We start from the raw sequence: 24,649 nt of genomic DNA on the forward strand, positions 1-24,649 counted from the left end.
GGTCAGCAGTCGGCGAGCAGGCCGTGAAGCGAATCGAGGCTCCACGGTTCGTCGGACTGGATGGTGAGCGCGGGCGTCCATCCGGTCAGGGGCGCGATCAGACCTCCCCGAACCGCGAACACCCTGCCGGTGAGCGAGCATGCGGGTCCGGCGAGATAGGCGACGAGCGGCGCGATGTGCTCGGGGGCGTAGGCGTCGAAGGAACCGTCGGGCGGGGCGGCCACGGTGTCGCGGATTCCGGGCGTCGCCAGGGTGAGGCGGGTTCGTGCCGCGGGTGCGATGGCGTTCACGCGCACTCCGTAGCGCGCCAGCTCTTCCGCGGCGACGAGGGTGAGTGCGACGACCCCCGCCTTGGCGGCGGCGTAGTTCATCTGGCCGGGCAGCACTTTCGTCGTGCCGGACGACGACGCCGTGTTGATGACAGATGCCTGCACGGTGTCCCCCGCTTTGTGCCGGGCGCGCCAGTGGCTTGCGGCGTGATGGAGTACCGCCGCATGTCCCTTCAGATTGATCGACAGCACCGTGTCCCAATCGGCTTCGCTGATGCCGGCGATGAATCCGTCACGCAGCACCCCCGCGTTGTTGACGACGATGTCCAGCCCGCCGAAGGCATCGACTGCTGCTTGGACCAGCGCTCCCGCGGCCGACCAGTCGGCGACGTCACTGTGATCCGCGACCGCGTGGCCGCCCGCCGCCTCGATCTCCTCGACGACCAGTTCGGCAGGTCGCTTGTCCGCCCCGCTGCCGTCGTCTGCGGCTCCGACGTCGTTCACCACGACCTTGGCGCCTTCACGTGCCAGGAGCAACGCGTGTGCGCGGCCGATGCCTCTGCCGCCGCCGGTGACCACGGCGACCCGACCATCAAGACTTCCCACGATCAGCCCGTCCCCACTGCTCGGAGTTCACCCGGGGGTGGTCCGGCGCCACGCCACCCGGCTTCGATCGAGGATGCGCGCCGACGCGCAGGCGCGGACAGTGGGGAAGGCCCTATCGAGATCCGAGCAGACCGTGCGCGCGCGGAGCCGCCTGTGCTTCAGGCGGCAGATCCGCTGTCCAGTACCCGGGCAAGCTCGACTCGGCTCGTGCAGTCGGTTTTCTGGTAGAGACGGGTGAGGTACGCCTCGACAGTTTTGACGCTCAGGGCCATGGCTGTGGCGATCTGACGATTGCTCTTGCCGAGCCCGACCAATTGGATGAGCTGGCGCTCCGTCGGGGTGAGGCCGCCCGCCTTCTTGCGCGGGCGCGGGACTTGAAGGCCCCGTCGGCGCAACTCGTCGGCGGTACGCCGTCGCCATGGCAGCGCGTCGAGGAGATGGAACATCGTCGCGGCCTCTCGGAGGTTTTCGTCGGCGTTCATGCCCGCCAACCCCAGGTAGAGACGGCCCCGGGCCTGCAACAAGGTGAGGTGGTGCGTGTCCGCGAGAGCGCACCCCGCGCGGACGAGTTCCGGATCGCCGGTGGCGTGTCCGCGTTCGAGGAGCATGATGACCCGGGTGTGATTGTCCAGCGCGGACAGCCCGAGCCCTTCGATCTTGTCGAGCGCGGCGAGGACACCCGGGGACGAACCACGCTGTGCCTCGACTTCGGCGAGTCGGCTCAGGACCCGGAGCCGCACGGTGCCGCGCAGGTCAGGGGTCGTGAGCCGGCGAAGGAGGCGGTCGCGGGCCGCGTCGGTGTCGCCGCTCAGCATGTCGATGTGCGCCAGCTCCGCATCGACGAGTCCCTCCGGGGCGCCGTCGGTCTGGGCCGTTCTGAGCAGCTCGCGGGCAGGTGCCCAGGAACCTCGACTGACCAGAAGACCCACCTGGCTGAATCTGAGCAACTCGAAGTAGGCCATCATGCCCGCCGATCGCAGGACGGCGGTCGCGGACTCGATCATCGTGATCGCACGGTCCCAGTCGCCGAGGTGCACGGCGTTGCGGGCCTGCGCCACCAGAATGTCCGGCCGGACCGTGCCGGCCGGCAGCAAAGGCAGTGCCCGGTCGAGTGCCGCCGCACAGCGCCCGGTATCGCCGAGTGTCGAATAGCCGAACGCCAGGGTTGCGTAGGCGCCGGCGCGGGCTATGGGCCCGCCGTCCTCGGCGACTGCTTCGAGTTCGGCCATCAGCCGGAGGATGTCGTCGCCACGTGGGGACAGGCAGCGGAGGTGGATGAGATCGGCCAACGCGTGGATCCGCTCATCGACCGAACTGCGGTCGGGCTCGTGTGGTTGACGGCGAAAGTACGCCATCGCCTTCTCGACGATTGCGTCCGCACGTGCGGTTTCGCCGGTGGCCGCATACACATAAGCGGCTTGCGAGGCGAGCCGCAGACTGGGACGGCTTGCCGCTCTACGCTCGCGCTGCACCAGCCGCTTGGCCTCCGGAAGCGCGCCCTGCTTCATGAGAGCACTGACGAACAGGGCCGCGAGTTTGGTGCGTTCGGCCCCCGGCGGCAGGTCGTCCAGCGCGTGGAGCCCGGTCAGGGTCGCCATCCGCGGTTCGCCGGCGAGCATCAGGGCACGTGCGGTCCGGACTGCGACGTGGGCATGCGCGTTGTCGTCGGGTGGGATCAGCGCCAGCGCTTCGCGGAACCACGGCACGGAGCGAGCCGGGTCTTCCTTGCACAGCCGCTCGGCCTCGGCGACGAGAGCCGTGGCCGCTTCACGGTCACCGGGCCGCGCGATTTCGCGTATCAGGTTCGCGAGATCGTGCTGGAGAGCCGGGTGCTCGGGGTTGCTCTTCAACAACGCGATCACATCGCGGTGCCAGCGTTCCCAGGTGGCGGGCCCGATGTCGTCGCGGAGTGCCTGGCGCAGCACCGCGTGCCGGAAGCGGAAGCACCGGCTCTGCGTGCCTTCGAGGATGCCTTCGCTGACCAGGCGGTCGAAGAGGTGCTCTGCCTCGTCGGCGCCGAGTCCGGCCAACCATGCGGTCGATCGCGCTGTGGCTGCGGACGTCGGTTCCAGCACACTGAAGGCCTGGGCGAAGCGCAACAACGCGGACTTCGGTGTGAAGAACCTGCCGAGCAGACGCTTCCGCCGGTCGGCGCGGACGACGGTCGCGGAGCCGCCGGTGGATCCATGGTGGGCTGCGTCCTCGATCAAGAGGCGGATCAGTGCCGGGTTGCCGGCTGTCCGAGCCGCGACTTCCGCGGCCTCCCACGGAAGCGGCTCGACCACGGCTGAACCCAGAAATTGCGCCACCGCGTCCTCGGGCAACCCTTCGACGACGTGCGTGGTGAGCCTGTCCGTCTCGTCCAGCATGTCGAGCAGCGCCCCAACCCCCCCTGCGCTCTGCGGACGTCCGCGTGTGGCCGCGGCCAGGGAGAAGGGATGCTTGGCCCGATTGCGCAGCGCGGCAGCCAAGGCCGCGCAACTTGCGTCGTCGAGGTGGTGAAGGTTGTCGATCCCGAGGATGAGCGGTCCGTCCTCGACGAGTCCCGTGAGGGCGTTGACGACAGCGGCCTGAGCCCGACCCCCGGTCTCGTCGATGCTCACGCCGTGGTTCCGCAGCGCGTCGACGAGGGCCCCCAGCGGTTCCTCGGTGAGCAAGGCGTCGCAATGGATCCTCAGCGTCCGGCGACCGGTCTCTGCCGCCGCATCGCAGAACCGGCGCAGCATCGCGGATTTGCCGATGCCCGCCTCGCCGAGAATGACCAGCGCACCGTGGTCGAACGCGCCGGAATCCATAAGTTCGGTCAGCAGGGAAAGTTCGTCGGCTCGGCCGACGAACACGTCCTCGGCCCGGGGAAGAACGGTCATGGCGCGGTGCCCCTCTTCAGATCGGAAGCCGCAGGACCGCCGTCGCCTGCGCATTGAGCCGATACCGCAGTGCCCTGTCGGGCAGTGCCGTCGTGGCCCGGGCGTCGCGCTGCCGGACCCGGCGACGTCGGAAGCCGTGGTCGCGCGGAGGTTGTCCCGAGAGGTGATGCATCGCTGCGGCGCGTCGGGTGTCGACGGTGCTTCCGGTGGATCCGAACGGTGACATCGCGGACTCCAAGCTCCCCCGGGACGGGAAGGTAGCTCAACGGTTTGCCGGAACGCAACGTTCCGATTCAGGAAATGCCAAGGGTGATCCTTACTAGTCGTGGGCGTGGCCGTGGGCTGAAATCTGAGGGACACAGCAAACGGTGCGGGTGGTGCAAATGTTCGAAGCGTTGATCGAGCAGGGCAAGATCCGCGAGTTCGCACTCGCGACGAAGTCGTTCCATCCGGATTTCTCCGGCGGGCAGGCAGTCTCGCCGCCGACCTTTCTGAACGCCGTCAGCCGGATCTGGGCCGATGTACCCCTGGACGTGGCCGAGCAACTGGGCTTCGACGTCTCGAGGACTCTGCATGGTGAGGAGGAGTTCATCTTCCACACCACGCTGCCGCACGCCGGGGACCGCCTGTCCGTGGACGTGCGGATCACCGGCCGAGCCGAGAAGGTCCGCCGGAACGGAGGCCGTATGCGGCTCGCCGTCGTCGTCCGAGAGTTCCGCGACGCCGACGGGCGCCTGGTGGCCGAACAGCGCAGCACGCTGGTCGAGACCGAGCCCCCGGCGCCGGCCGACGAGCCCACCGAAGAGGAAGTGGCGAGGACATGACCGCTCCCGCGACCCCGCCGTTTCCCGGTGTCGGCGACGCAGGACCCCAGCGTTCCTTCGGCCCGATCACGCGCACCGACATCGTCCGGTACGCGGGTGCTTCCGGCGACTTCAACCCCCTGCACCACGACGAGCACAGCGCACATGCGGCCGGGCTGCCGACCGTGCTCTCCATCGGCATGTTTCAGGGCGGTCTGCTCGGCACCTACGTGACCGATTGGCTCGGCACGGCCTCCCTGCACCGGTTCCGGTTGCGGTTCACCGCACGGGTATGGCCGGGTGACACCCTCTCGTGCTCAGGGACTATCACCGAAGTCGAGAACCGAGGCGGCCAGGAGGCCCGCGTCGTTGCCGAATTGCGATGCGTTCGCCAGACCGGAGACGCGGTCGTACACGCAACCGCCGAGTACATGTGGAGGCGCCCATGACACGGCTGGTCGCGCGCGGCACATACGTGCCGCGCCATCGGCTCGACCGCGCGTCCGTCGGTATCGGCCACGGCACCCGCTCCGTCGCGTCCTACGACGAAGACACCACCTCGATGGGCGTCGCGGCGGCGCGCCGTGCTCTTCAGGGGGCCACACCCCGCGTTCCGGGTTCGGTGATCTTCTCCACCAGCACGCCCGCCTACACGGACCGCACGAATGCCACTGCCATCGCGGAGGCACTCGGTCTGCGCACCCACGTGGGCGCCTACGACTTCAACGGCTCCGTGCGCTCGGCTGTCGGCGGCTTCCACGCGGCCGCCGACGCTGCCGCCGCCGGGCGCACGGCGATGCTGGTGGCGGCCGACATCCGTACCGGGCTGCCCGGCTCGTCGGAGGAACGCGACGGCGGCGACGGGGCCGCAGCGCTCGTCTTCGCACCCGACGGGCCCTGCCTCGCCGAGGTCATCGCGACGTCGGCGGTGAGCACCGAGTTCCTGGACCGTTGGCGCCCCCCGGGCGCGCCGGTCTCCCACGTCTGGGAGGAACGCTTCGGCGAGTCCGTCTACGTTCCACTGGCCGCCGAAGCACTGGGCCAGGCACTTGTATCCGCCGGGTTGGAACCCGGCGACGTGCACCATCTGATAGTCGCCGGTCTCCACCGCCGCGCAGTGGCGGGCATGGGCAAGGCGGCGGGAGTCAGGAGCGGGGTGCTTGTCGACGACCGCTCCGATGCCATCGGCGTGGCCGGCGCCGCACACGCGTTCCTGATGCTGTGCGACGTACTGGAACGTGCCGTACCGACGGAGAACATCGTCGTGCTGGTCCTTGCCGACGGTGCCGACTGTGTCGTGCTGCGCGCCGGTGAACTTGCCGGGGCGCCCCTGCCGGGCCCGACGGTCGCGGACGCCGTGTGCGGACCGCCGGTCGGACATCACGACATGCTCGTCTGGCGGGGGCTGCTGCGCCGCGAGCCACCTCGCCGCCCCGATCCCGACCGCCCTGCCGCCCCGCCGTCCCACCGTGGGGCGGCGTGGAAATTCGGGTTCACCGGGACACGCTGCGTCGAATGCGGCACCCGGCACCTGCCGCCGCAGCGGGTCTGCCACCGATGCCGCGCGGTGGACCGGATGCAGTCCGAGGGGCTGGCCGGTCTCACGGGGACCGTGTCCACGTTCACCGTCGACCATCTTGCGTTCTCCGTCGCCCCTCCGGTTGTGGTCGTCGTCGTCGATCTCGACGGGGGCGGTCGGCTGCAATGTGAACTCACGGATGCGGACCATCGAGATGTCCGGGTCGGGGACCGGGTGGAGCTCACATTTCGCCGTCTGTACACAACGACGGACGGTGTTCACGACTACTTCTGGAAGGTCCGGCCGTTGCTGGACGAGGAGTCGGCATGACGTCACACGGTATTCGCGACCGGGTCGCAATCGTCGGCATGGGCTGCACCCCGTTCGGTGAACACTGGGCCCGCAGCGCCGACGACTTGCTCGTCGACGCGGCTCAGGAGGCGCTGGGATCGGCGGGGCTGCGGCACGAGGACCTCGATGCCTACTGGCTCGGGACCGTGGGCTCCGGACGCTCCGGCATGATGCTGTCGCAGGCCCTCAAACTCGACTACAAACCGGTGTCCCGCAACGAGAACATGTGCGCGACCGGCAGCGACGCATTCCGCAACGCCTGCTATGCGGTGGCATCCGGCGCATACGACGTGGCCATGGCGATCGGTGTCGAGAAACTCAAGGACTCCGGCTACTCGGGCTTGCTCAGCCCGAAGCCGCCCAATGACGGCACCGAGATCGCGCTCACCGCCCCGTCCATGTTCAGCCTGCTCGTTCCCGCCTACCAGAACCGCTACGGCGTGGACGACGACACCATGGGCGACGTCCTGTCCCGGATCGCCTGGAAGAACCACGCCAACGGTGCGCGAAACCCGCTGGCGCAGTTCCGCAAGGAGGTGCCGATTGAGGTCATCAAGGCAAGCCCGCGTATCTCCGGTGCGCTGGGTGTCTACGACTGCTCGGGAGTAAGCGACGGAGCGGCCGCTGCGATCGTCGTGCGGGCGGAAGACGCGTACCGCTACACCGATCGCCCGCTGTTCGTCAAAGCACTGTCGTTCGTGGCCGGCCCGGGCTCCGGGCCGATCGACGAGACGTACGACTACACGACCTTCGAAGAGGCGGTCCGCTCCGCCGCCGACGCGTACGCACAGGCCGGCATCACCGACCCCTTGGCCGAGCTGGCGCTCGCCGAAGTGCACGACTGCTTCACCCCGACCGAACTGATCCTGATGGAAGACTTCGGATTCTCCGAGCGCGGACACGGATGGAAAGACGTCCTCGACGGTCGGTTCGACCGTGGCGGCGCGCTCCCGGTCAATCCCGACGGCGGGTTGAAGAGCTTCGGCCATCCCCTCGGAGCGAGCGGGTTGCGGATGCTCTTCGAATGCTGGCTCCAACTTGGGGGGCGCGCCCCTGTCGACCGCCAAGTCCCCACGGTCGCGGAGGGCCGCACCATGGCACTGACACACAACCTCGGCGGACAACCGGGAGCCTGTGTCAGCTTCGTCTCGATCGTGGGAAGCGAGCCCTCGACATGACGACTGCCGCCCGGCTGCGCTTCGGCCTCTCCTACCTGTTCCGGACGCCGCCCGACGATGCCTCGGGTCATTCCGCGGTGTACCGCGCGAAGCTGGAGCAGATAGCTCTCGCGGAGGCCCTCGGCATCGACGACATCTGGGTGGGGGAGCATCACTTCGTCGACGACGGCTGGCTTCCCTCACCGCTCACCGCCGCTGCCGCCATTGCTGCGGTGACCAACCGGGTCGGCATCGGGACCAACGCGCTCCTTCCCGCCTTGCACCACCCGATCCGGCTTGCAGAAGACGCTGCGGTGGTGGACAACATCTCCGGCGGCCGACTGCTCCTCGGCGTCGCGCTCGGCTATCGGGCGCGGGAGTTCGAGGCGTTCGGAGTTCCGCATCGAGAGCGTGCGGGCAGGCTGGAGGAGGCGATCACGATCATGCGCCGATGCTGGACGGAATCCGCCTTCAGCCACACGGGCCGCCATTTCGCCTTCGAGGACGTGCGGTGCACGCCGACGCCGGTCCAACGCCCGATCCCGATCTGGATCGGTGCTGCGGAGGCGCCCGCGGCGTTGCGCCGGGCGGCCACGATGGGCGACGGGTGGCTGAGCGGTGGCGCGCCGCGCCCCGAGGCCCGTGCCCGCTACCTGGACCTGCTCGGCGAACTCGGCCGGGACGCCGGACACCCGCCCATCGCCGCGTCGAGTAAGCCGTACATCTTTGTGACGCGGAACCCCGAACGCGACTGGGCCGAACTGCGCCCGCTGGCGATTCGCCAGACCCGGACAGCGCAGCGCTGGTTCGCCGAAGCCGGTCAGGCATTGCCAGGGGGCATGAGCATCGAGCAGCTCACGGACCTGCTGTTCCTGGTGGACACACCGGAAAACGTCGCCGCTGCGATCGTCGCGTCGTATCGCCAAGGCGCCTACACCCACCACATCCACACCCCGAACATCCTGGGCCTGCCCGTCGAACGGTCGGCGGAATCGGTCGCTTTGTTCGCGACCGAAGTCGTCCCGGCGGTGCGGGCGCGGCTCGCGGCCGACGCATCCGAGGAGGTCCGATGAGCGATCCGACCTGGTTGGACGCCTGTGCCCAAGCCGAGCTGGTGCGCAGCGGCCGGATGAGCGCACGAGAGATGGTCGAGAGCGCCATCGATCGGGTTGTTGCGACGCACAGCGTCCTCAACGCGGTCATCCACCAACGATTCGAGGCCGCGCGGGCCGAGGCAGCGGGTGTGCTGCCCGACGGCCCGTTCCGCGGAGTGCCGATCGTTGTCAAGGACCTCTACTGCGATTCGGCCGGGGACCCGGCCCACAACGGCGCGCGCTTCCTCAAGGAAGCCCGATGGCGTGCCGGGCACGACTCGGCGGTGGTGCGCAGACTGCGCGAAGCCGGGTTCGTGATCATCGGCAGGACCAACGTTCCCGAATTCGGCGCGAACGCGTCGACCGAGCCCCTGGCCTACGGTCCGACGCGAAACCCGTGGAACGTCGGACGGTCGCCCGGCGGCTCGTCGGGAGGGTCGGCGGCCGCGGTGGCCGCCGGGCTGGTTCCCGTCGCGCATGCGAACGACGGGGGCGGCTCGCTCCGGATGCCCGCGAGCATGTGTGGCCTCGTGGGCCTTAAGCCCACCCGAGCCCGGGTGAGCCAGGCGCCGGCAGGCGCGGCCTGGGGCATCGGTGCCACCGCCGACGGAGTGCTGTCACGGTCCGTGCGGGATACGGCTGCCCTCCTGGACGTTCTGTCCGGTCCCGAGCCCGGCGACCCTTACGCGGCCCCCGCACTGGCGCGCCCGTTGGCGGCAGAAGTCGGCGCGGACCCGGGCCGTCTCCGGATCGGGCTGCTCGACCGCCCGCCGGTGGACGGCATACCGCCCGACCCGGAAGCGGCCAGGGCTGTCGTGGAGACCGGCCTACTGCTCGCGAGACTCGGCCACCACGTCGAACACAGCCACCCTGAGGCAATGTCGGCGCCGGACTTCTCCGAGCGCTTCTTCCGCCTGACCGCTGTCAGCCTCGCTGCCGAACTCGCCGAATGGGAGAAGCGGTTGGGCCGTCCGATCGGCGACGACGAACTGGAGGCGCCGAACGATCAGCTCGCGCCCCTGGGGCGCGCGATGTCCGCGGTGCAGTATGCCGAGACTGTGGAATGGATGTACGCCTTTCAGCGGCGCATGGCTCGTTGGTGGGCCGACGACGGCTTCGACGTGCTGGTCAGCCCGGTCCTCAACGGCACCCCACCCCCGCTCGGCTGGTTCGCGGACCCGCAGCACGGGCGGGCCCGTGTGCGGGCTGTGCACCAGTTCACGGCCCAGTTCAACGCAACGGGGCAGCCGGCTCTGTCTCTGCCGCTGCACCGGACCGCCGACGGCCTTCCTGTCGGGGTGCAGTTCGTCGCGGCGTACGGGCGGGAGGACTTGCTTGTCCGACTCGGCGCGCAACTCGAGCAAGCCGTTCCCTGGGCCGGGCTCCGTCCGGCCCTCGACGTGACAGTCCACGGAGGATGACCATGAAGTTCGGAGTGCAGTACCTCTTCCGGAGGCCCACAGGCGATCCGCGTTCGATGGAGCAGGTCTACGCGGCGGAGCTGGAGCAGATCAGGTTCGCCGAGTCACTGGGCTTCGACGACGTCTGGGTGGGGGAGCACCACTTCGTCGAGGACGGCTGGCTGCCCTCGCCGATGGTCGCTGCGGCTGCGATCGCAGCGACCACGTCGCGAGTCACCATCGGCACCAACGCGGCCATCCCCGCCCTGCACCATCCCATCCGGCTCGCCGAAGACTGCGCGGTCGTGGACAACATCTCCGGTGGTCGGCTCCTGCTCGGGGTAGCGCTCGGCTACCGCGCGCGCGAGTTCGACACCCTTGGGGTGCGACACAAGCAACGGGCCGGACGGCTGGAGGAGACGGTCGAGATCATTCGGCGCTGCTGGACCGAAGAAGAATTCTCGTTCGCCGGCCGGTATTTCACCTTCGACGAGGTCCGCTGCCATCCCAAGCCGACGCGCGAGACCATCCCTGTGTGGATCGCGGCCGCCGAGGCCGAAGTGTCGCTGCGGCGAGTTGCCGCACTGGGCGACGGGTGGCTCGCCAGCGGAGCCCCGCAATGGCATGCACGCAAGACCTACGTCGCCGCGCTGGAGGAGCTCGGCCGGCCCACCGCGCGCCCGCCGATCGCGGCCTCCAGCAAACCGTGGTTGTTCGCCACCCGGGATCCGGAGCGCGATCTGGCGTGGCTGCGGCCGCTGGCGCGGGACATGATGGCGACGGCTCAGCGCTGGTACGACGAGGCCGGGCAGCAGTTTCCCGGGGGACTGACCGGTGAGCAGCTCGCCGACAAGCTCCTGCTCGTCGACACCCCCGAGAACATCGTGCGCGAGATCCGGCAAGCACACAGCGAAGGCTCGTTCACACGGCACATCCACACGCCGATCATCCTCGGCGCACCGGTCGACAAATGTGCCGAGGCGCTGGAGCTGTTCGCCCACGAGGTGCTGCCGCACCTGCGCTCTCTGGGGGAGGAGCCTGCTCCCGAGGCAGCCACTAAGTAAACCGTGAATCGATAGCTGTTCAGAGCACCTGACGACCGACTCGCTCGGCGTTCGGCTTACTGCTCGACAAAATGTGTTTTTTGTCGGTGAATCTGTGAACAGGAGGGTTGAAGTGGTGGCGACCTTGACATCTCGAAGGGCAGAAGTAAACACTCATTCGATGAATCCGTCGAAGCCGGGGAAGCCCGCCAAGGCGCCGGGGACACGGCGACCGCGTGACCGCAAGGCGACCATCGTGGACGCTGCGGCGCAGCTGTTCGCCGAGCGCGGCTACCACGCGGCAGGCGTCAGCCTCATCGCGAGCCGCGTACAGATCACCGGCGGCGGCATCTACCGGCACTTCCGGAGCAAGGAGGAGATCCTGGAGGTGATCCTGCGCCAGGTCGTCGACCGTGCCACCGCGATGGCGACCGCGGCCGGGTCCACCGAGGGATCGCCCCAGGAGCGCCTGCGCAAGCTGGTCGGACAGACGGTCCAGCATGCGGTCGACCGCCCCGCGCATGTGGCAACCCACTTCCGCGAACGGCAGGTGCCGAGCGTTCCCCGGCACGAGCACGACCTCACCACGGGCGAGGACGCCCTCGCCGAACAGTGGCGATCGTTGGTCCTCCAAGCGACCCCGCGGCTCGGCGCCGAGCAGGCCGACCTCAGGTACCACGCCGTCGAGGGCGTCGTCGGCACGCTGGCCGCCCTCGGCCACCGCAACCCCCGGCCGGTCAGCGACGTCCTCGCCCAGTCGCTGATGGCACTGCTCACCGCACCGCCGGCGCCGCGGCCGCCTCGCGGAAACGCCGCAGCCGCGCGTGTGAGGACGTGGCAACCGCCGACCTCGCGTGAGAACGACATCCTCGCTGTCGCGCTCGGCCTCTTCCGACAGCGTGGTTTCTCCGGAGTGCTGATGGAGGAGATCGCCGGCGGACTGGGAATGGGGACGTCCTCGCTCTACCAGTACTACACCGGCAAATCCGACATCCTCGCCGACGCATACGACCGCGTGATCTCCCGGCTGATGGTCGGCGTCGAGACCCAGCTCGACGCCGCCGAATCAGCGGAGGACGCGCTCGACCGACTGGTCCGCTCCTACGTCCGACTGACCGCTGAGAACATCGATCTCGTGGTCGTCACGACCCACGAGTTCCAGGCCATGCCGGAACTCGAACGCCCACGCGTGACCCGACGGCGCCGGTACCTCCGGGAGAGCTGGGCCGCCGTGCTGCGGGAATTACGGCCCGAGTTGACCGCCGAAGAAGCGAAGCTGCTCGCGACGTGTGCACTCCCGCTCATCAGCCACGTGCTCCTGCAAGCCGACGACCCGCGCGGCGCGATCGACGAACTCACTTACTGCACGCTGACCTTCCTGCTGGACAACACCCCCCGCCAACGAGGCGCAGCATGGTCAGCCGAAGCGGAAAGCGGCACGTAATGACCTTGCATTCTGCCAACCGGCACGCGCCTCGCCGAAGCGCGGCCCCCGGCCTCCAGCACGACCGCATATACATCGACGGCACCTGGACCGAACCCGAGTCCGCAGCGTCGATCGAGGTCACCGATTCCACGGACGAACGCACGCTCGGCCGGGCGCCCGCAGCTTCGGCGGCCGACGCCGAGCGGGCCGCGAGCGCTGCGCGCCGGGCATTCGACGCCTGGGCGGGAACCGCCGCGGCAGAGCGCGCCCTTCTGCTCCGGAGCGCCGCCGCCCACCTTGCCGCACGCCGTGGGGAACTCGCCGACCTCATCTCCCGCGAGACCGGCATGCCGCGCCCGCAATCACTCGCCGTCCAGGTGGACCTGCCCCTGAGCAATCTCGACGAAGCGGCACGACGCGCCACCGGAGGAGCCGCAGAGGAACGCATCGGCCGCTCGCTGATCGTCCGCGAACCAGTCGGTGCCGTCGGCTGCATAACACCATGGAACTTTCCCCTGCATCAGAGCGTCGCAAAAGCAGCGTTCGCGCTCGCGGCCGGCTGCACCGTCGTGCTGAAGCCGAGTGAGATCGCCCCTCTCGATGCGTTCGTGCTGACCGAAGCGATCGCCGAAGCGGGCTTTCCGCCCGGGGTCTTCAACCTGGTCACGGGCACGGGCACCGAAGTCGGCGAGGCACTGGCGACCAGTCCCGACCTCGACATGATCTCATTCACCGGATCCACGGCTGCCGGCAAACGCGTCGCCGAACTCGCGGCCCGAACCGTGAAGCGCGTTGCGCTCGAACTGGGCGGAAAGTCGGCGAACATCGTTCTCGACGACTTGGACGACGCGCGTCTCGAGCTGGTGATCACCGACGCCGTACGCCGCGCGTACGGCAACTCCGGGCAGACCTGCACGGCGTTGACCCGCCTGCTTGTCCCAGAACACCGCCTGCGGCAGGTCGAGGCGATAGTGACGGAAGCAGTCGCCGCGCTCGTGGTCGGGGATCCTTTCGACGAGGGTGTCGACCTCGGCCCGCTCGCGTCGGCGGCCCAGCGCGACCGTGTCCAGGAGTGGATCCGGATCGGCTCCGCCGAAGGCGCGCGCCTTGTCGTGGGCGGACTCGGTGCGCCGACCGGCCGGGAGCGCGGCTTCTACGTACGGCCGACCGTATTCAGCGACGTGCGGCCCGACATGGCGATCGCCCAAGAAGAGATCTTCGGCCCGGTGCTGTCCATCCTCACGTACCGGACCGAGGACGAGGCAGTCGCGATCGCCAACGGTGTTCGCTACGGGTTGTCGGGCGCCGTGTCGTCCCTGGACCCCGGCCGGGCCGAACGTGTCGCACGTCGGCTGCGCACGGGGCAGGTGGACGTCAACGGTGCTCCCTTCAATCCCCGTGCACCGCTCGGCGGCTACAAGGAATCCGGAATCGGCAGGGAGTACGGCCGTTACGGCTTCGAGGAATTCCTGGAGATCAAGTCGATCCAGCGCTGATCCACACCGGCGATCGTAGGAGACCGGGCTACTGACCGTACCGGCTCCGGAGGGAGGCAGCCGATGCTTCGCTATGTGCTCGGCCGTGCCCTGCAAGGAGCGTTCGTCCTGTGGGCGGCGTTCACCGTCTCGTTCTTCGTGCTCTACGCGCTGCCCGCGGACCCGGCCAAGGCCGTCGCAGGGCCGAACACCAACCTGACATCAGAACAACTCGATGCGATCCGCAAGCAGTTCGGCTTCGACAAGCCACTGCTCGCCCAATACTTCGACAAGCTCGGCAACTTGGCCCACGGCGACCTCGGCCGGTCGATACAGAGCCGCGACTCGGTGACCGGCCTGCTCGGCAGCCAACTACCCGCGACCCTGCAGCTCGCGGCCGTCAGCCTGATACTGTCCGTCGCCGTCGGCGGCTTCATCGCCGTGGCGGCCTGTTACGCGAGGTCGCGGTGGGCACGGCAGATTCTGTTGACGCTGCCGCCGGTGGGAGTGGCACTGCCCCCGTTCTGGGTCGGGCTGATCCTGCTTCAGCTGTTCGCATTCCACTGGCCCCTGCTGCCCCCGATCGGCAACCAGGGCTGGCAAAGCCTGGTCCTCCCCGCGATCACGATGGCTATCCCGACCGCGGCAGTACTTGCACAACTCCTCGCCGCGAGCCTGACCCGCACGTTGAGCGAGGGCTACATCGCCACCGCCCACGCCAAGGGCGCCGGCCGCGTCCGCATTCTCGTCCGACACGCGCTGCGCAACGCCGCGCTCCCGACGCTGACCATGCTGGGCCTCCTGGTGGGCAATCTGCTCGCCGGGGCGGTCATCGCCGAGACCGTGTTCTCCCGTCAAGGGCTCGGCCGCGTGACCGTCGACGCGGTGACCGGCCAGGACCTTCCCGTCGTACAGGGCCTGGTGGTTCTCGGAGCACTCGTCTTCGTGCTCGTGAACCTCGCAGTGGATTTGCTCTACCCGATGTTGGACCCGAGGGTCGGCCGCGTAAAGGAATCGGCCGCTGCCCGGCCCCGGCTGCGCGCGAAGGTGGCCACCCGATGAGTGAACTGACACTGGAACCGGCAGAAAAGGGCCGCGACACGCACCCGTCATCGGGCACCACGGCCAGGACGCGGCGCACCTGGTACGACGGAATTCGGCATTCGCGGTCCCTGCGCCGACCCGGCATGGTCGTCGCCCTGGTGTGGCTCGCGCTCGTGCTGCTGGCCGTCCTCATGCCCTCGGCGCTGACCTCTGCGGATCCGCTCGACCCCGAACCGGCCGCAAAGCTGTCCCCGCCATCCACCAAGCACCTTTTCGGCACCGACACGCTGGGCCGCGACCTCTATTCGCGCGTTGTGCACGGAGCGGCGGCTTCGCTCAGTGCTGCCATCCTGGCCACCCTGCTCGGGGTGACCGTCGGCGTCCTGCTGGGCCTTGCCGCCGGATTCTTCCGACGTCTGACCGACACGGTCATCATGCGGCTCGTCGATGTGATCCTGGCGGTGCCAAGCATGCTCACATCGCTGGCTCTCATCGCCCTCCTCGGCGTGGGCACCGTGCAAGTCGCGCTCGCGGTCGGGTTTGCGGGCATCGCCAACTGCGCGCGGGTGATGCGCGCCGAAGTGCTGCGGGTCCGCGAAAGCGTCTTCGTGGAGGCGGCCCAGGCATCGGGCAACACCCTGCCCCGAGTGCTGCTGCGCCATGTACTGCCCAACTCCGTCGGACCTGTGCTTGCGCTCGGCGCCCTCCAATTCGGTGTGTCGATCCTGGCGGTGTCGTCGCTGAGTTTCCTCGGCTACGGAACCCAACCCCCAGACCCCGAATGGGGCTCCCTGATCGCCTCGGGGCGCGACTCGCTGGACACCGCGTGGTGGCTCACCACGCTGCCCGGCCTCGTCGTCGTCATGACCGTGCTTGCGGGAAACCGCGTGGCTCACGTGTTGAGAGATGAGTCCCGATGAGTGAATCCCTGCTGGAAATAGCGAACCTCGAGATCTGCTATCGGCTTCGCCGGGACTCGGTGGTGAACGCGGTCAGGAACGTGACCCTGAGCGTGGCCGCCGGCGAGACAGTTGCGGTGGTCGGTGAGTCGGGATCGGGAAAGACCACCACGGCGCACGCAATTGTCGGTCTGCTTCCGGAATCCTCGCGCATCGTCGGCGGCGAGATCCGCTTCGCGGGCGAGAACATCCTGACCTTGCCCGCAAGGCCGGCACGATCGATGCGCGGTAGGGAGATCGGCCTCATCCCCCAGGACCCCTCCACGTCCTTGAACCCGGTGAAACGGATCGGCGACCAGGTCGCCGAGGTGCTCCTCATCCACGGTCTGGCCGATCGTCAAGCGGCGCGGGAACGCGCCATCGACGCTCTTGCGGACGCCGGCCTGCCGGATCCCGAGCTGCGGGCGCGGCAGTACCCGCACGAATTGTCCGGCGGCATGCGGCAGCGCGTCCTCATCGCCATCGCGGTCGCTGCGAAACCGAAGCTGATCATCGCCGACGAGCCGACCAGCGCGCTCGACGTCACGGTGCAGAGGAAGATCCTCGACCACATCGAGAGCCTGTCGCGGGCCTCCGGCAGTGGTGTTCTGCTGATCACCCACGACCTGGGCGTCGCGGCGGAACGTGCTCAGCGGATCGCCGTGATGTCGGAAGGCGTCCTGGTGGAACAGGGACGAACCGGTGACGTGCTGCGCAACCCCCGGCACGAGTACACCCGGCGGCTCATCGCCGCGGCCCCGAGCCTGCGGCGGCGTCCTGTGCCGCCGACGGAACCGTCGCCAGGCCACGCTGCCGCTGGGGCAGCCGACTCACCCGAGAACGCCTTCGTCGTCGTGCGCGATCTGGTCAAAGAGTTCCGTGTACCCCGTAGTGCGGACGGTCGCACCACGGTCACCGCTGTCGACCACGTCGGTTTCACGATCTCGCGCGGTGAGACATTCGCTTTGGTGGGGGAGTCCGGCTCGGGCAAAACCACCACCGCCCGGATGGTCCTTCGCCTCGTCGACCCTACCGAGGGCCGGGTCGTTCTCGGTGGCGAGGACATCACCGAGACACGCGGTCGCCGATTGCGGGAACTGCGGCGACGGATGCAGGTCGTGTACCAGAACCCCTTCGTCTCCCTGAACCCGCGATTCACCGTCGAACGAATCCTGATGGACCCTCTCCAGGCGTTCAAGCTCGGCAGCAGACGCGAGCAACGCACACGCGCGGCCGAACTCCTCGACGCCGTCGCCCTGCCCGCCGGAGCACTCGACCGCAAGCCCGCGGAGCTGTCCGGCGGCCAGCGGCAGCGGGTCGCGATAGCGCGCGCTCTCGCCCTCGAGCCCGAACTCATCGTCTGCGACGAACCGGTGTCGGCGCTCGACGTCTCGGTCCAGGCCCAGATCCTCGACCTTCTGAAGACGTTGCAAGCCGAACTCGGTCTGACTTACCTGTTCATCTCGCACGACCTTGCGGTCGTCTCCATGGTCGCCCACCAGGTCGGGGTGATGCGCCGGGGTCGGATGGTGGAGTGCGGCCCCACCAGCACTGTGTTGAACAGCCCCCGGGATCCCTACACCCAAGAGCTCCTCGCCTCGGTGCCAGGTGCTCGTGAGTTCGCACAAGGCTGACGTATCTCCGGCAGACGGGCCGTGGCCTTGCCGAACCTGCCCATCGGCGTTGCCGCCATGCCCGGCTGCGACCCGACAAACCGCAACGTCATCTCACCACCGAGGAGTGCCGGCATGCGCACGAGACGCGGAATCCGCGATTTGTTCAGCCCCCGTCCCCGGGCACTGCTTGCAGGGCTCGCAGTCTCCGCACTGACGCTCACCGCCTGCGGGGGCGGCGGCAGCAACCCGGCGAAACCGAACGGCAACGAGGCACCGAAGCCCGGAGGAACACTGCGCCTCGCCATCAGTGGTGACCCGATCACGCTGAATCCGCGGGGGAAGTCCTCCGGTGACGAGGCCATGTTCATCATCCGGCAGCTGTTCGATTCGCTGGTCAGGCAGAATCCCTCCACGGGTGCGATCGAGCCGTGGCTGGCCGAGTCGTGGACCGTGAACACGGACGCGACGTCGTACACCTTCCATCTTCGCGACGGTGTCACGTTTTCCGACGGGACCGCCCTGACCGCGCAGGTGGTGAAGGACAACTTCGACGACATTGCGGCCAACACCGCCCAGGAGAACCCGCAGATCGTCAGCGCGTTCGCCTCGTACCGCAGCGCGACGGTCGTCGATCCGCGGACTGTCACTGTGCAGTTCGAACGCCCGAACTCACCGTTCTTGTCACTGGCGGCCTCGACACGCTTTGGCGTCATCTCGCCCAATGCCCTGCGGCAGAAGTTCGAGCAACGCGACACGATTGCCGGAACCGGTCCCTTCGTGCTCAAGTCCTATGCGAAGAACGCCGACGTCGTGCTGGACAAGCGGATGGGCTACGCATGGCCGGCGTCCGGTCGCGCCCACACCGGCGACGCCTACCTCGATGAAGTCAAGTTCGTGGTCATACCCGAGGCGAGTGTGCGGACCGGCAGTCTTGCCACCAAGTCGATCGATGCGATGTCCGGGCTGCTGCCCGCGGCCGTGAAGACCGTGAAGCGAAACGGCGCCCAGGTACTGGCCCAGCCCAAGCCGGGCACGGTCTACGGCCTGATGCCCCTGGTGAATGTCCCGCCGCTCGACGACCCCGCGGTGCGTCGGGCCATCGGCTTCGGCGTCAACCGGCAGGAAATCGTCGACACCGTCCTGAGCCCGGAATTCAAGACCGCGACGAGCCCGCTGGCCTCGACCACGCCGGGGTTCGTCGACCTGCACGACCTTGTCGCGTACAACCCGCAGCGCGCCGAGGCGGAGCTGGACGCGGCCGGCTGGCACAAGGGTCCGGACGGCATCCGGACGAAGGGCGGCGCGAAGCTCAGTCTGTCGATCGGCTGGTTCGATCAGTTCAGCAACAGCCAGCAGGCACTCGAACTGATCCAGTCGCAGCTTGCCAAGATCGGAGTCCAGGTCAACCTGGTCAAGAAGACCGCTGCCGAGATCGTCTCGGGCCTTGCGGCCTCCCAGTTCGATTACTTCTGGTACGCCATCGGAGGCGGAGACGGCGACGTTCTGCGAACCGCCTACACCAACGCCCCGCCGAACTACCTCCATCGAAACGATCCGGAACTGCAGGCACTGCTGCAGCAGCAAGCCGCGATCCAGGACCCCGCCCAGCGTTCGGCGGCACTCGCCCAAGCTCAGCGTCACATTCTCGAACAGGGTCTGGTGATTCCCGTGTTCGAGGAGACAGCCCTGCTCGCCGCCTCACCTGCGGTGCATGCACTCGCCTTCGACGCGGACGCGCACCTCGACCAGCTGTACGACACCTGGCTGTCCTGACCAGGCGAACGGCGCTCAAGACGTGGAGGTCTGAGGTGACAGTGGGCACAGAGAATCGCGGTGTCGAGGTCGAACCCCCACCCCGCGAAGGCAGGGACCTGGCCTGGTTGGTCGACGCGCGTGCGGCCTCGGCACCGGACAAGACCGTGCTGGTGTGGGTGCCCTTCCACGGGCCCCGGCGACAGTGGACCGCGCGCGAATTCTCCGAGGCGACGCAGGCGTGCGCGGCCGGTCTGGCTGCCCGCGGTGTCCGCGGCGGCCAATCCGTTCTGATCCACCTCGACAACTGCCCCGAGTTCCTGATCGCGTGGCTGGCCTGCGCACGCCTTGGTGCGAAAGCAGTGACGAGCAACACCAGACTGGCGTGTGAAGAGCTCCGTCACATCGTGACCGGGAGCCGCGCGATCACCGTCATCACGCAACCCCGGTACCTGGGAACGGTAATGAGCGCCGCGCCCCACGCGGGGCTCGTCGTCAGTACCGCGAGCGACCAAGGGAAGGAACCGGAGTCGGTGCCGCCCCGAGCCGTCGTGCCTTTCGAGGCCCTTCTCGGCGATGGCCGGCAGGGCGGTCACGGCCGGATCTCCCCGTGGACGCCGTGCAGCGTGCAGTACACCTCAGGCACCACAGCACGGCCCAAAGGCGTGGTGTGGACACATGCGAACGCGTTGTGGGCGGCCCAATCAGGGGCAAGAGTGCTCGGCTTGCACGAGTCGGATGTGCAGCCCATATATCTGCCCCTGTTCCACACGAACGCGCTTGCTCTGTCCTATCTGCCGATGCTCTGGGCGGGCGGGACCACGATCCTGCTCCCTCGCTTCTCGGCGAGCCGCTTCTGGGACATCGCGGCGGAATTCCGCTGTACCACGGCAAGCGTCACAGCCTTCGTGCTGCGCGCCCTGGGATCCGGCCCCGATCCAGTCGAGCACCACTTCCGGTTGTGGGCCGCCGGGGCAGGTGACCAACCCGTGGCCGCACGTTGGGGAATCCGGTTGATCGGCTGGTATGGGTCGACCGAGACCGTCGCGGTGTGCATCGCCGGTGATCATGCGCGGCCCGGAGCCGAAGGCGCCATGGGAACCCGGGTCGACGGCTACGATCTCGCCGTGCGCCACGCCGACGGCAGTGCGGCCCGGCCCGGCGAGAGCGGGCGCTTGTGGGTGAGAGCCAGGCCCGGCGCCGGCCTGTTCCAGGGGTACCTGGACGATCCCGAGGCAACCGCGGCCGCCTTCGAGGACGGTTGGTACGACACCGGCGACGAGGTGACCGAGTCCCCCGACGGGCAGTTCTTCTTCCGCGGGCGAGCCAAGGACATGCTCAAGGTCGGTGGCGAGAACGTCGCGGCAGTCGAGATCGAGTCGGTCATCAGCAAAGTTGACGGCGTCGACGAATGCGCGGTCGTAGGAGCCCCCGACGTGATGCTCGACGAGGTACCGGTCGCGTTCGTGGTATCCCGAAGGCCCGGTCCCCGGCTTACCGCCGAGATCCACCGCGCCTGCGACCACGCGCTTGCCGACTTCAAGCGGCCACGTGACGTCCGCTTCGTGGACGACCTGCCCAAATCAACGCTCGGCAAGGTCCGAAAGAGCGAACTGCGTCTTGTCCTGAAGAAGGAGGTGGCAGAGTGACCGCGTTTCAGAGCCGGCGACGCTGGGCCGGGAAGACGGCCCTGGTCACCGGAGCCGGCGGCGGCATCGGACGCGCGACAGCCCTTCGGCTGGCCGAGGAAGGCGCTGCGGTCGCCATCGTCGACGTGAACCGCCGGGCCGCCGAAGCCGTCCGCAAAGAGGTCGAAACCGCCGGTGGAACGGCGGCGGTCTTCGTGGCGGATGTTTCCGTGGACGCGGACTGTGCGGGCACCGTCGCCGCGTGCGAGGCCGCGTTCGGCCGAATCGACGTGCTGGTGAACAACGCCGCGCTGCTGGAACCCGGCGGCGCCGTGGACGGCCTGTCCGAAGCGGATTGGGACCGGGTGATCGGTGTCTCCCTCAAGGGCGTCTTCCTCATGAGCCGTCATGTGATCCCCCGGCTCCGCGCGGCCGGCGGCGGTGCCATCGTCAATGTGGCTTCCGTGCATGCCTTCGCCACCATGCCGAAGACCGCCGCGTATGCCGCGGCGAAGGGTGGCGTCGTGGCCTTGACGCGGCAGATGGCACTGGATTTCGCAGCCGACCGGATCCGTGTCGTCGCGGTTGCCCCCGGTGCCGTCGACACCGACATGCTGCGGGGCGGCGGATCGGCGAGCGACGAGGATCTGGTGCGCGCGGGCTTCCCCATGGACGGGCGCAGCATCGGCAGAGTGGGAGAGCCGTCGGAGATCGCCGAGGTCATCCTGTTCGCGGCGTCCGAGCAGGCGTCGTTCGTCACCGGCTCCACGATCGCCGCCGACGGCGGCCTTCTGGCAAGGCTGGTCCAGGCGTGAACGGCCGGAGCGATCCCACCGTGAAGCGGGTGGACGCGGAATCCCTGTCGGTGGTCGTGGACGGCTACTCGTTCCTCGAAGGGCCACGGTGGCGCCAAGGCGCCTTGTATGTCTCCGACTTCTATACCCGACAGGTAGTCCGGATCGCCGACGGCGTGGCGGAGACGATCTGCGAGGTCCCGGGACAGCCATCGGGCCTTGGCTGGGACCCGGACGGCAACCTCCTGGTGGTGTCCATGCTGGACCGGTCGCTGTGCAGGCTCACCGGCAATCGGCTGGACGTGGTGGCGGACCTCCGCGAGATCGCCACCGGGCCGTGCAACGACATGCAGGTGGACGCGCAAGGCCGTGCCTATCTGGGCAACTTCGGTGGTGACGGTGAGGCCGACAGCCTCCTGCGCGACGCGGTTCTGGCACGGGTCGACACCGATGGGAGTGTCACCGTCGTCGCCGACGGCCTGCGCTTCCCGAACGGGGTTGCCCTGACAGGCGACGGCCGACGGCTGTTGGTAGCGGAGACGTACGGTGCACGCATCACCGTCTTCGACATCGCGTCGGACGGGTCGTTGTCGGGCCGACGCGTCTGGGCGGACTTTTCCCGTGGAGTGCTCGCACCGACAGCGCGGGGGATGGCGGCGACGGGCGCCATCCTCCCCGATGGGATCGCCTTGGACGCGGAAGGCGCACTCTGGGTCGCCGACGCCGCGGGCGCCGGGGCGTTCCGGGTGCGCGAGGGCGGCGAGATCGTCGAACACGTCGACTCGGGTGAGCTCACCGTCTTCGCATTGGCGATGGGCGGTGCGGATGGCCGGACGCTTTTCCTGTGTGCGTCGCCCACCCTGTTCGAGACCGATTACCGCATCGATCACCGGTCGAAGGTGCTGTCCTGCCGAGTCGAAGTCCCTTCGGCGGAGTCGGCCTCCGGCCACTGAATCGGAGCAACCGCCGGCAGCACGATCCCTCCCAGCCAAGGAACCCACGTGAAATTCATCGCCCTCCCGCACCTGTCGAGCGAGCGGAAGTCGCCGACCGCGCGATTGACCGAGCAGGTCGACAACGCGGTGCTGGCCGAACAGTTCGGCTTCGACGGATACGGCATCGGAGAGCGCCACGAGCGCCCGTTCGAGGAATCGTCACCACCGGTGATCCTGAGCAATATCGCCGCCCGCACGTCCACGATCAGACTCTTCACCACCGTGGCCACGCTCAGCCTGCTCGACCCGGTGCGTGCCTATGAGGACTATGCGACGCTCGACCACCTCTCGGGTGGCCGACTGGAGCTCATCATCGGCAAGGGCAACGGAACGGTGCATCAGAGTCTGTTCGGTGTCCGCCCTGAGGAGCAACGCGACCGCCATCGGGAAAACTACGAGCTGTTCCGGCGATTGTGGCGCGAGGACAAGGTCACCTGGCACGGCCGGTTCCGCCCTTCCCTGGAGGACGCCGAAGTCGTGCCCCGTCCGCTACGGCCGGTCCGGATCTGGCACGGAAGCGCCACGAGCACCGAGTCCGTAGAGCTCGCCGCCCTTTTCGGCGATCCTCTGTTCTCCTCCAACGGCGGCAGGCCTATCGGTCCGTATGCCGAACTCATCCGGCATTACCGGGAACGATGGGTCTTTCACGGGCACAATCCCGACGATGCGCTGGTCGGCGCCGGGACTGCCGGATACTTCGGCGCGCGGACCAGCCAACAAGCCGTCGAGCGTTACCGCCCGATCTTCGAGGCACGGTTGGCCGTCAACAACCAGTACCGGCACAGTCTCGCTTTCACGTCGTTCGAGGACTTCGTGGAACGCAGCTCCGCACTCATCGGCAGTCCCCAGCAGATCATCGAGAAGGTGCACCGGTACCACGAGCAGTTCGGTCACGAGGCCCTGCACATCCATGTCGACGGTGAGGTGCTGGGCCGGGAGGAGTACTTCGAGACCCTCGAACTCTTCCAGAGCGAGATTGCCCCGGTGCTGCGGAGGGAACTTCCCAGCCGGCCGTTCCCCGCACAGCCGGTGCCTTCCTGGCCCGATGGCCCGTTCCTGTCTTCGGACGAACAGGCGTGAAGCGCTGAGAGGAAGGAACGCCCCAGCCGAGAGGCAACCGCGTCCGTGACGAACCCCCCTACCTCAGTGGCGCGTCGACGGTTGCGGCTGCGTCCGACGGGATTGCCAACGCATCCGGGTTGCCGGGCTGCCACACGGAATACGCGTTCTCACCGCTCGCACTCGGCCTGGTCCGAGCCGGGCGGAGTCTTCCTTCCCGTGCGTAGTCCTTCCGCCACGAGGTCGCACACTTCTGTCAGAACGTCGAGTTGCGCGTGGTCGAGCGGTTCGATCAGCCACTGACGGATGTGTGCGGCTCGGCGCGGAATCGCCTGGAGGATCGCCTCGCGGCCCTGGGCAGTCAGGACGACCGTCGTTCCACGTGGATCGTCGGCGCACGGCTCGCGGGTGATCAGGCCACGCCGCATCATGCGGTCGAGTTGGTGATGCAGGCGGCTCTTCTCGAAGTCCGTCACGCTGCCGAGTTGAAACGGACGCAGGCGGCCCTGAGGTGCGTCATTCAGGGCACCGAGGATCGCGAGATCGGGTTCGGAAAGGCCGGTGTCCTGATGCAGTTGCTGCGCCATTTTGCGCCAGAACAACACCTGCATCCCGAAGAAGCTCTGCCACGCACGATCTTCGTGCGGGTCAAGTCGGAGTCCGCTCGACCTTGCTGCGTCGTCGCGGGCGGCCGCCTGCTTTGCCTCCGCGGATGCCTCGCACCCGGTGTGGGCATGGTCGTGCGCCTCGGCTGCACTCTCATCCTGCGACGCCGAAGTCACTGCGCTCCTTCCGCTTGACCGCGCGGGAAAT

The 24,649-nt window shown here is 68.3% G+C and carries 20 protein-coding genes; 17 read left to right on the forward strand and 3 right to left on the reverse strand.

From position 1 onward, the window contains the following. Window positions 1-2 precede the first annotated feature (2 nt). Window positions 3-875, reverse strand: a complete 873-nt coding sequence (locus tag ABEA93_RS26220; RefSeq protein WP_345678238.1) for an SDR family oxidoreductase — start codon at window positions 873-875, stop codon at window positions 3-5. Window positions 876-1,033: 158 nt separating this feature from the next. Continuing rightward, the gene (locus tag ABEA93_RS26225; protein ID WP_345678239.1) at window positions 1,034-3,742 is read right to left on the reverse strand and encodes a helix-turn-helix transcriptional regulator; all 2,709 of its coding nucleotides are present in this window, start codon (window positions 3,740-3,742) and stop codon (window positions 1,034-1,036) included. 383 nt (window positions 3,743-4,125) lie between these two features. On the opposite strand from ABEA93_RS26225, the gene ABEA93_RS26230 reads away from it, so the two are divergent. The 17 genes from ABEA93_RS26230 to ABEA93_RS26310 all read left to right on the forward strand — a co-directional run bounded on the left by ABEA93_RS26230 (window position 4,126) and on the right by ABEA93_RS26310 (window position 23,857). After that, on the forward strand, window positions 4,126-4,566 hold the full coding sequence (locus ABEA93_RS26230; RefSeq protein WP_345678240.1) for an FAS1-like dehydratase domain-containing protein: 441 nt from the start codon (window positions 4,126-4,128) through the stop codon (window positions 4,564-4,566). Next, a complete protein-coding gene (locus ABEA93_RS26235; RefSeq protein WP_345678241.1) occupies window positions 4,563-4,994 on the forward strand; it encodes a MaoC/PaaZ C-terminal domain-containing protein in 432 nt (143 codons plus the stop codon). Before ABEA93_RS26230 ends, ABEA93_RS26235 begins: the two co-directional genes overlap by 4 nt. Continuing rightward, entirely contained in the window at window positions 4,991-6,394 is a 1,404-nt protein-coding gene (locus ABEA93_RS26240; RefSeq protein WP_345678242.1) for an OB-fold domain-containing protein, read from the forward strand. The genes ABEA93_RS26235 and ABEA93_RS26240 overlap by 4 nt, the downstream gene beginning before the upstream one ends. Next, window positions 6,391-7,593, forward strand: coding sequence for an acetyl-CoA acetyltransferase (locus ABEA93_RS26245; protein ID WP_345678243.1), 1,203 nt, complete (start codon window positions 6,391-6,393; stop codon window positions 7,591-7,593). The genes ABEA93_RS26240 and ABEA93_RS26245 overlap by 4 nt, the downstream gene beginning before the upstream one ends. Continuing rightward, window positions 7,590-8,645, forward strand: a complete 1,056-nt coding sequence (locus ABEA93_RS26250) for an LLM class flavin-dependent oxidoreductase (RefSeq protein ID WP_345678244.1) — start codon at window positions 7,590-7,592, stop codon at window positions 8,643-8,645. The genes ABEA93_RS26245 and ABEA93_RS26250 overlap by 4 nt, the downstream gene beginning before the upstream one ends. Then, window positions 8,642-10,087 carry an amidase gene (locus ABEA93_RS26255; protein ID WP_345678245.1) on the forward strand — a complete coding sequence of 482 codons (1,446 nt, stop codon included), beginning with the start codon at window positions 8,642-8,644 and terminating at the stop codon, window positions 10,085-10,087. The genes ABEA93_RS26250 and ABEA93_RS26255 overlap by 4 nt, the downstream gene beginning before the upstream one ends. A 2-nt stretch (window positions 10,088-10,089) precedes the next feature. Beyond that, window positions 10,090-11,130: an LLM class flavin-dependent oxidoreductase gene (locus tag ABEA93_RS26260; protein WP_345678246.1), complete on the forward strand. Its 1,041-nt coding sequence runs from the start codon at window positions 10,090-10,092 to the stop codon at window positions 11,128-11,130. A 160-nt stretch (window positions 11,131-11,290) separates the two neighbouring features. Beyond that, window positions 11,291-12,553, forward strand: a complete 1,263-nt coding sequence (locus ABEA93_RS26265; RefSeq protein WP_345678247.1) for a TetR/AcrR family transcriptional regulator — start codon at window positions 11,291-11,293, stop codon at window positions 12,551-12,553. Beyond that, window positions 12,553-14,031: an aldehyde dehydrogenase family protein gene (locus ABEA93_RS26270; protein ID WP_345678248.1), complete on the forward strand. Its 1,479-nt coding sequence runs from the start codon at window positions 12,553-12,555 to the stop codon at window positions 14,029-14,031. Before ABEA93_RS26265 ends, ABEA93_RS26270 begins: the two co-directional genes overlap by 1 nt. Before the next feature lie 63 nt (window positions 14,032-14,094). Beyond that, on the forward strand, window positions 14,095-15,072 hold the full coding sequence (locus ABEA93_RS26275) for an ABC transporter permease (protein WP_345678249.1): 978 nt from the start codon (window positions 14,095-14,097) through the stop codon (window positions 15,070-15,072). Then, window positions 15,069-15,974, forward strand: coding sequence for an ABC transporter permease (locus ABEA93_RS26280; protein ID WP_345678250.1), 906 nt, complete (start codon window positions 15,069-15,071; stop codon window positions 15,972-15,974). Before ABEA93_RS26275 ends, ABEA93_RS26280 begins: the two co-directional genes overlap by 4 nt. Then, window positions 15,971-17,626 carry a dipeptide ABC transporter ATP-binding protein gene (locus ABEA93_RS26285; RefSeq protein ID WP_345678251.1) on the forward strand — a complete coding sequence of 552 codons (1,656 nt, stop codon included), beginning with the start codon at window positions 15,971-15,973 and terminating at the stop codon, window positions 17,624-17,626. Before ABEA93_RS26280 ends, ABEA93_RS26285 begins: the two co-directional genes overlap by 4 nt. Window positions 17,627-17,740: 114 nt before the next feature. Continuing rightward, window positions 17,741-19,381: an ABC transporter substrate-binding protein gene (locus ABEA93_RS26290; protein WP_345678252.1), complete on the forward strand. Its 1,641-nt coding sequence runs from the start codon at window positions 17,741-17,743 to the stop codon at window positions 19,379-19,381. Between the two features lie 35 nt (window positions 19,382-19,416). Continuing rightward, window positions 19,417-21,009, forward strand: a complete 1,593-nt coding sequence (locus ABEA93_RS26295; RefSeq protein ID WP_345678253.1) for an AMP-binding protein — start codon at window positions 19,417-19,419, stop codon at window positions 21,007-21,009. Beyond that, window positions 21,006-21,803: an SDR family NAD(P)-dependent oxidoreductase gene (locus ABEA93_RS26300; protein WP_345678254.1), complete on the forward strand. Its 798-nt coding sequence runs from the start codon at window positions 21,006-21,008 to the stop codon at window positions 21,801-21,803. Before ABEA93_RS26295 ends, ABEA93_RS26300 begins: the two co-directional genes overlap by 4 nt. A 29-nt stretch (window positions 21,804-21,832) precedes the next feature. After that, window positions 21,833-22,735, forward strand: a complete 903-nt coding sequence (locus ABEA93_RS26305; RefSeq protein WP_345678255.1) for an SMP-30/gluconolactonase/LRE family protein — start codon at window positions 21,833-21,835, stop codon at window positions 22,733-22,735. Between the two features lie 48 nt (window positions 22,736-22,783). Next, the gene (locus tag ABEA93_RS26310) at window positions 22,784-23,857 is read left to right on the forward strand and encodes an LLM class flavin-dependent oxidoreductase (RefSeq protein ID WP_425585100.1); all 1,074 of its coding nucleotides are present in this window, start codon (window positions 22,784-22,786) and stop codon (window positions 23,855-23,857) included. 149 nt (window positions 23,858-24,006) lie between these two features. Here ABEA93_RS26310 and ABEA93_RS26315 read toward each other — a convergent pair whose 3' ends face one another. Beyond that, window positions 24,007-24,618 carry a MarR family winged helix-turn-helix transcriptional regulator gene (locus ABEA93_RS26315; RefSeq protein ID WP_345678256.1) on the reverse strand — a complete coding sequence of 204 codons (612 nt, stop codon included), beginning with the start codon at window positions 24,616-24,618 and terminating at the stop codon, window positions 24,007-24,009. Window positions 24,619-24,649 lie beyond the last annotated feature (31 nt).

This window comes from Yinghuangia aomiensis, assembly GCF_039542225.1.
In the GTDB taxonomy this organism is placed as follows: Bacteria; Actinomycetota; Actinomycetes; order Streptomycetales; family Streptomycetaceae; genus Yinghuangia; species Yinghuangia aomiensis.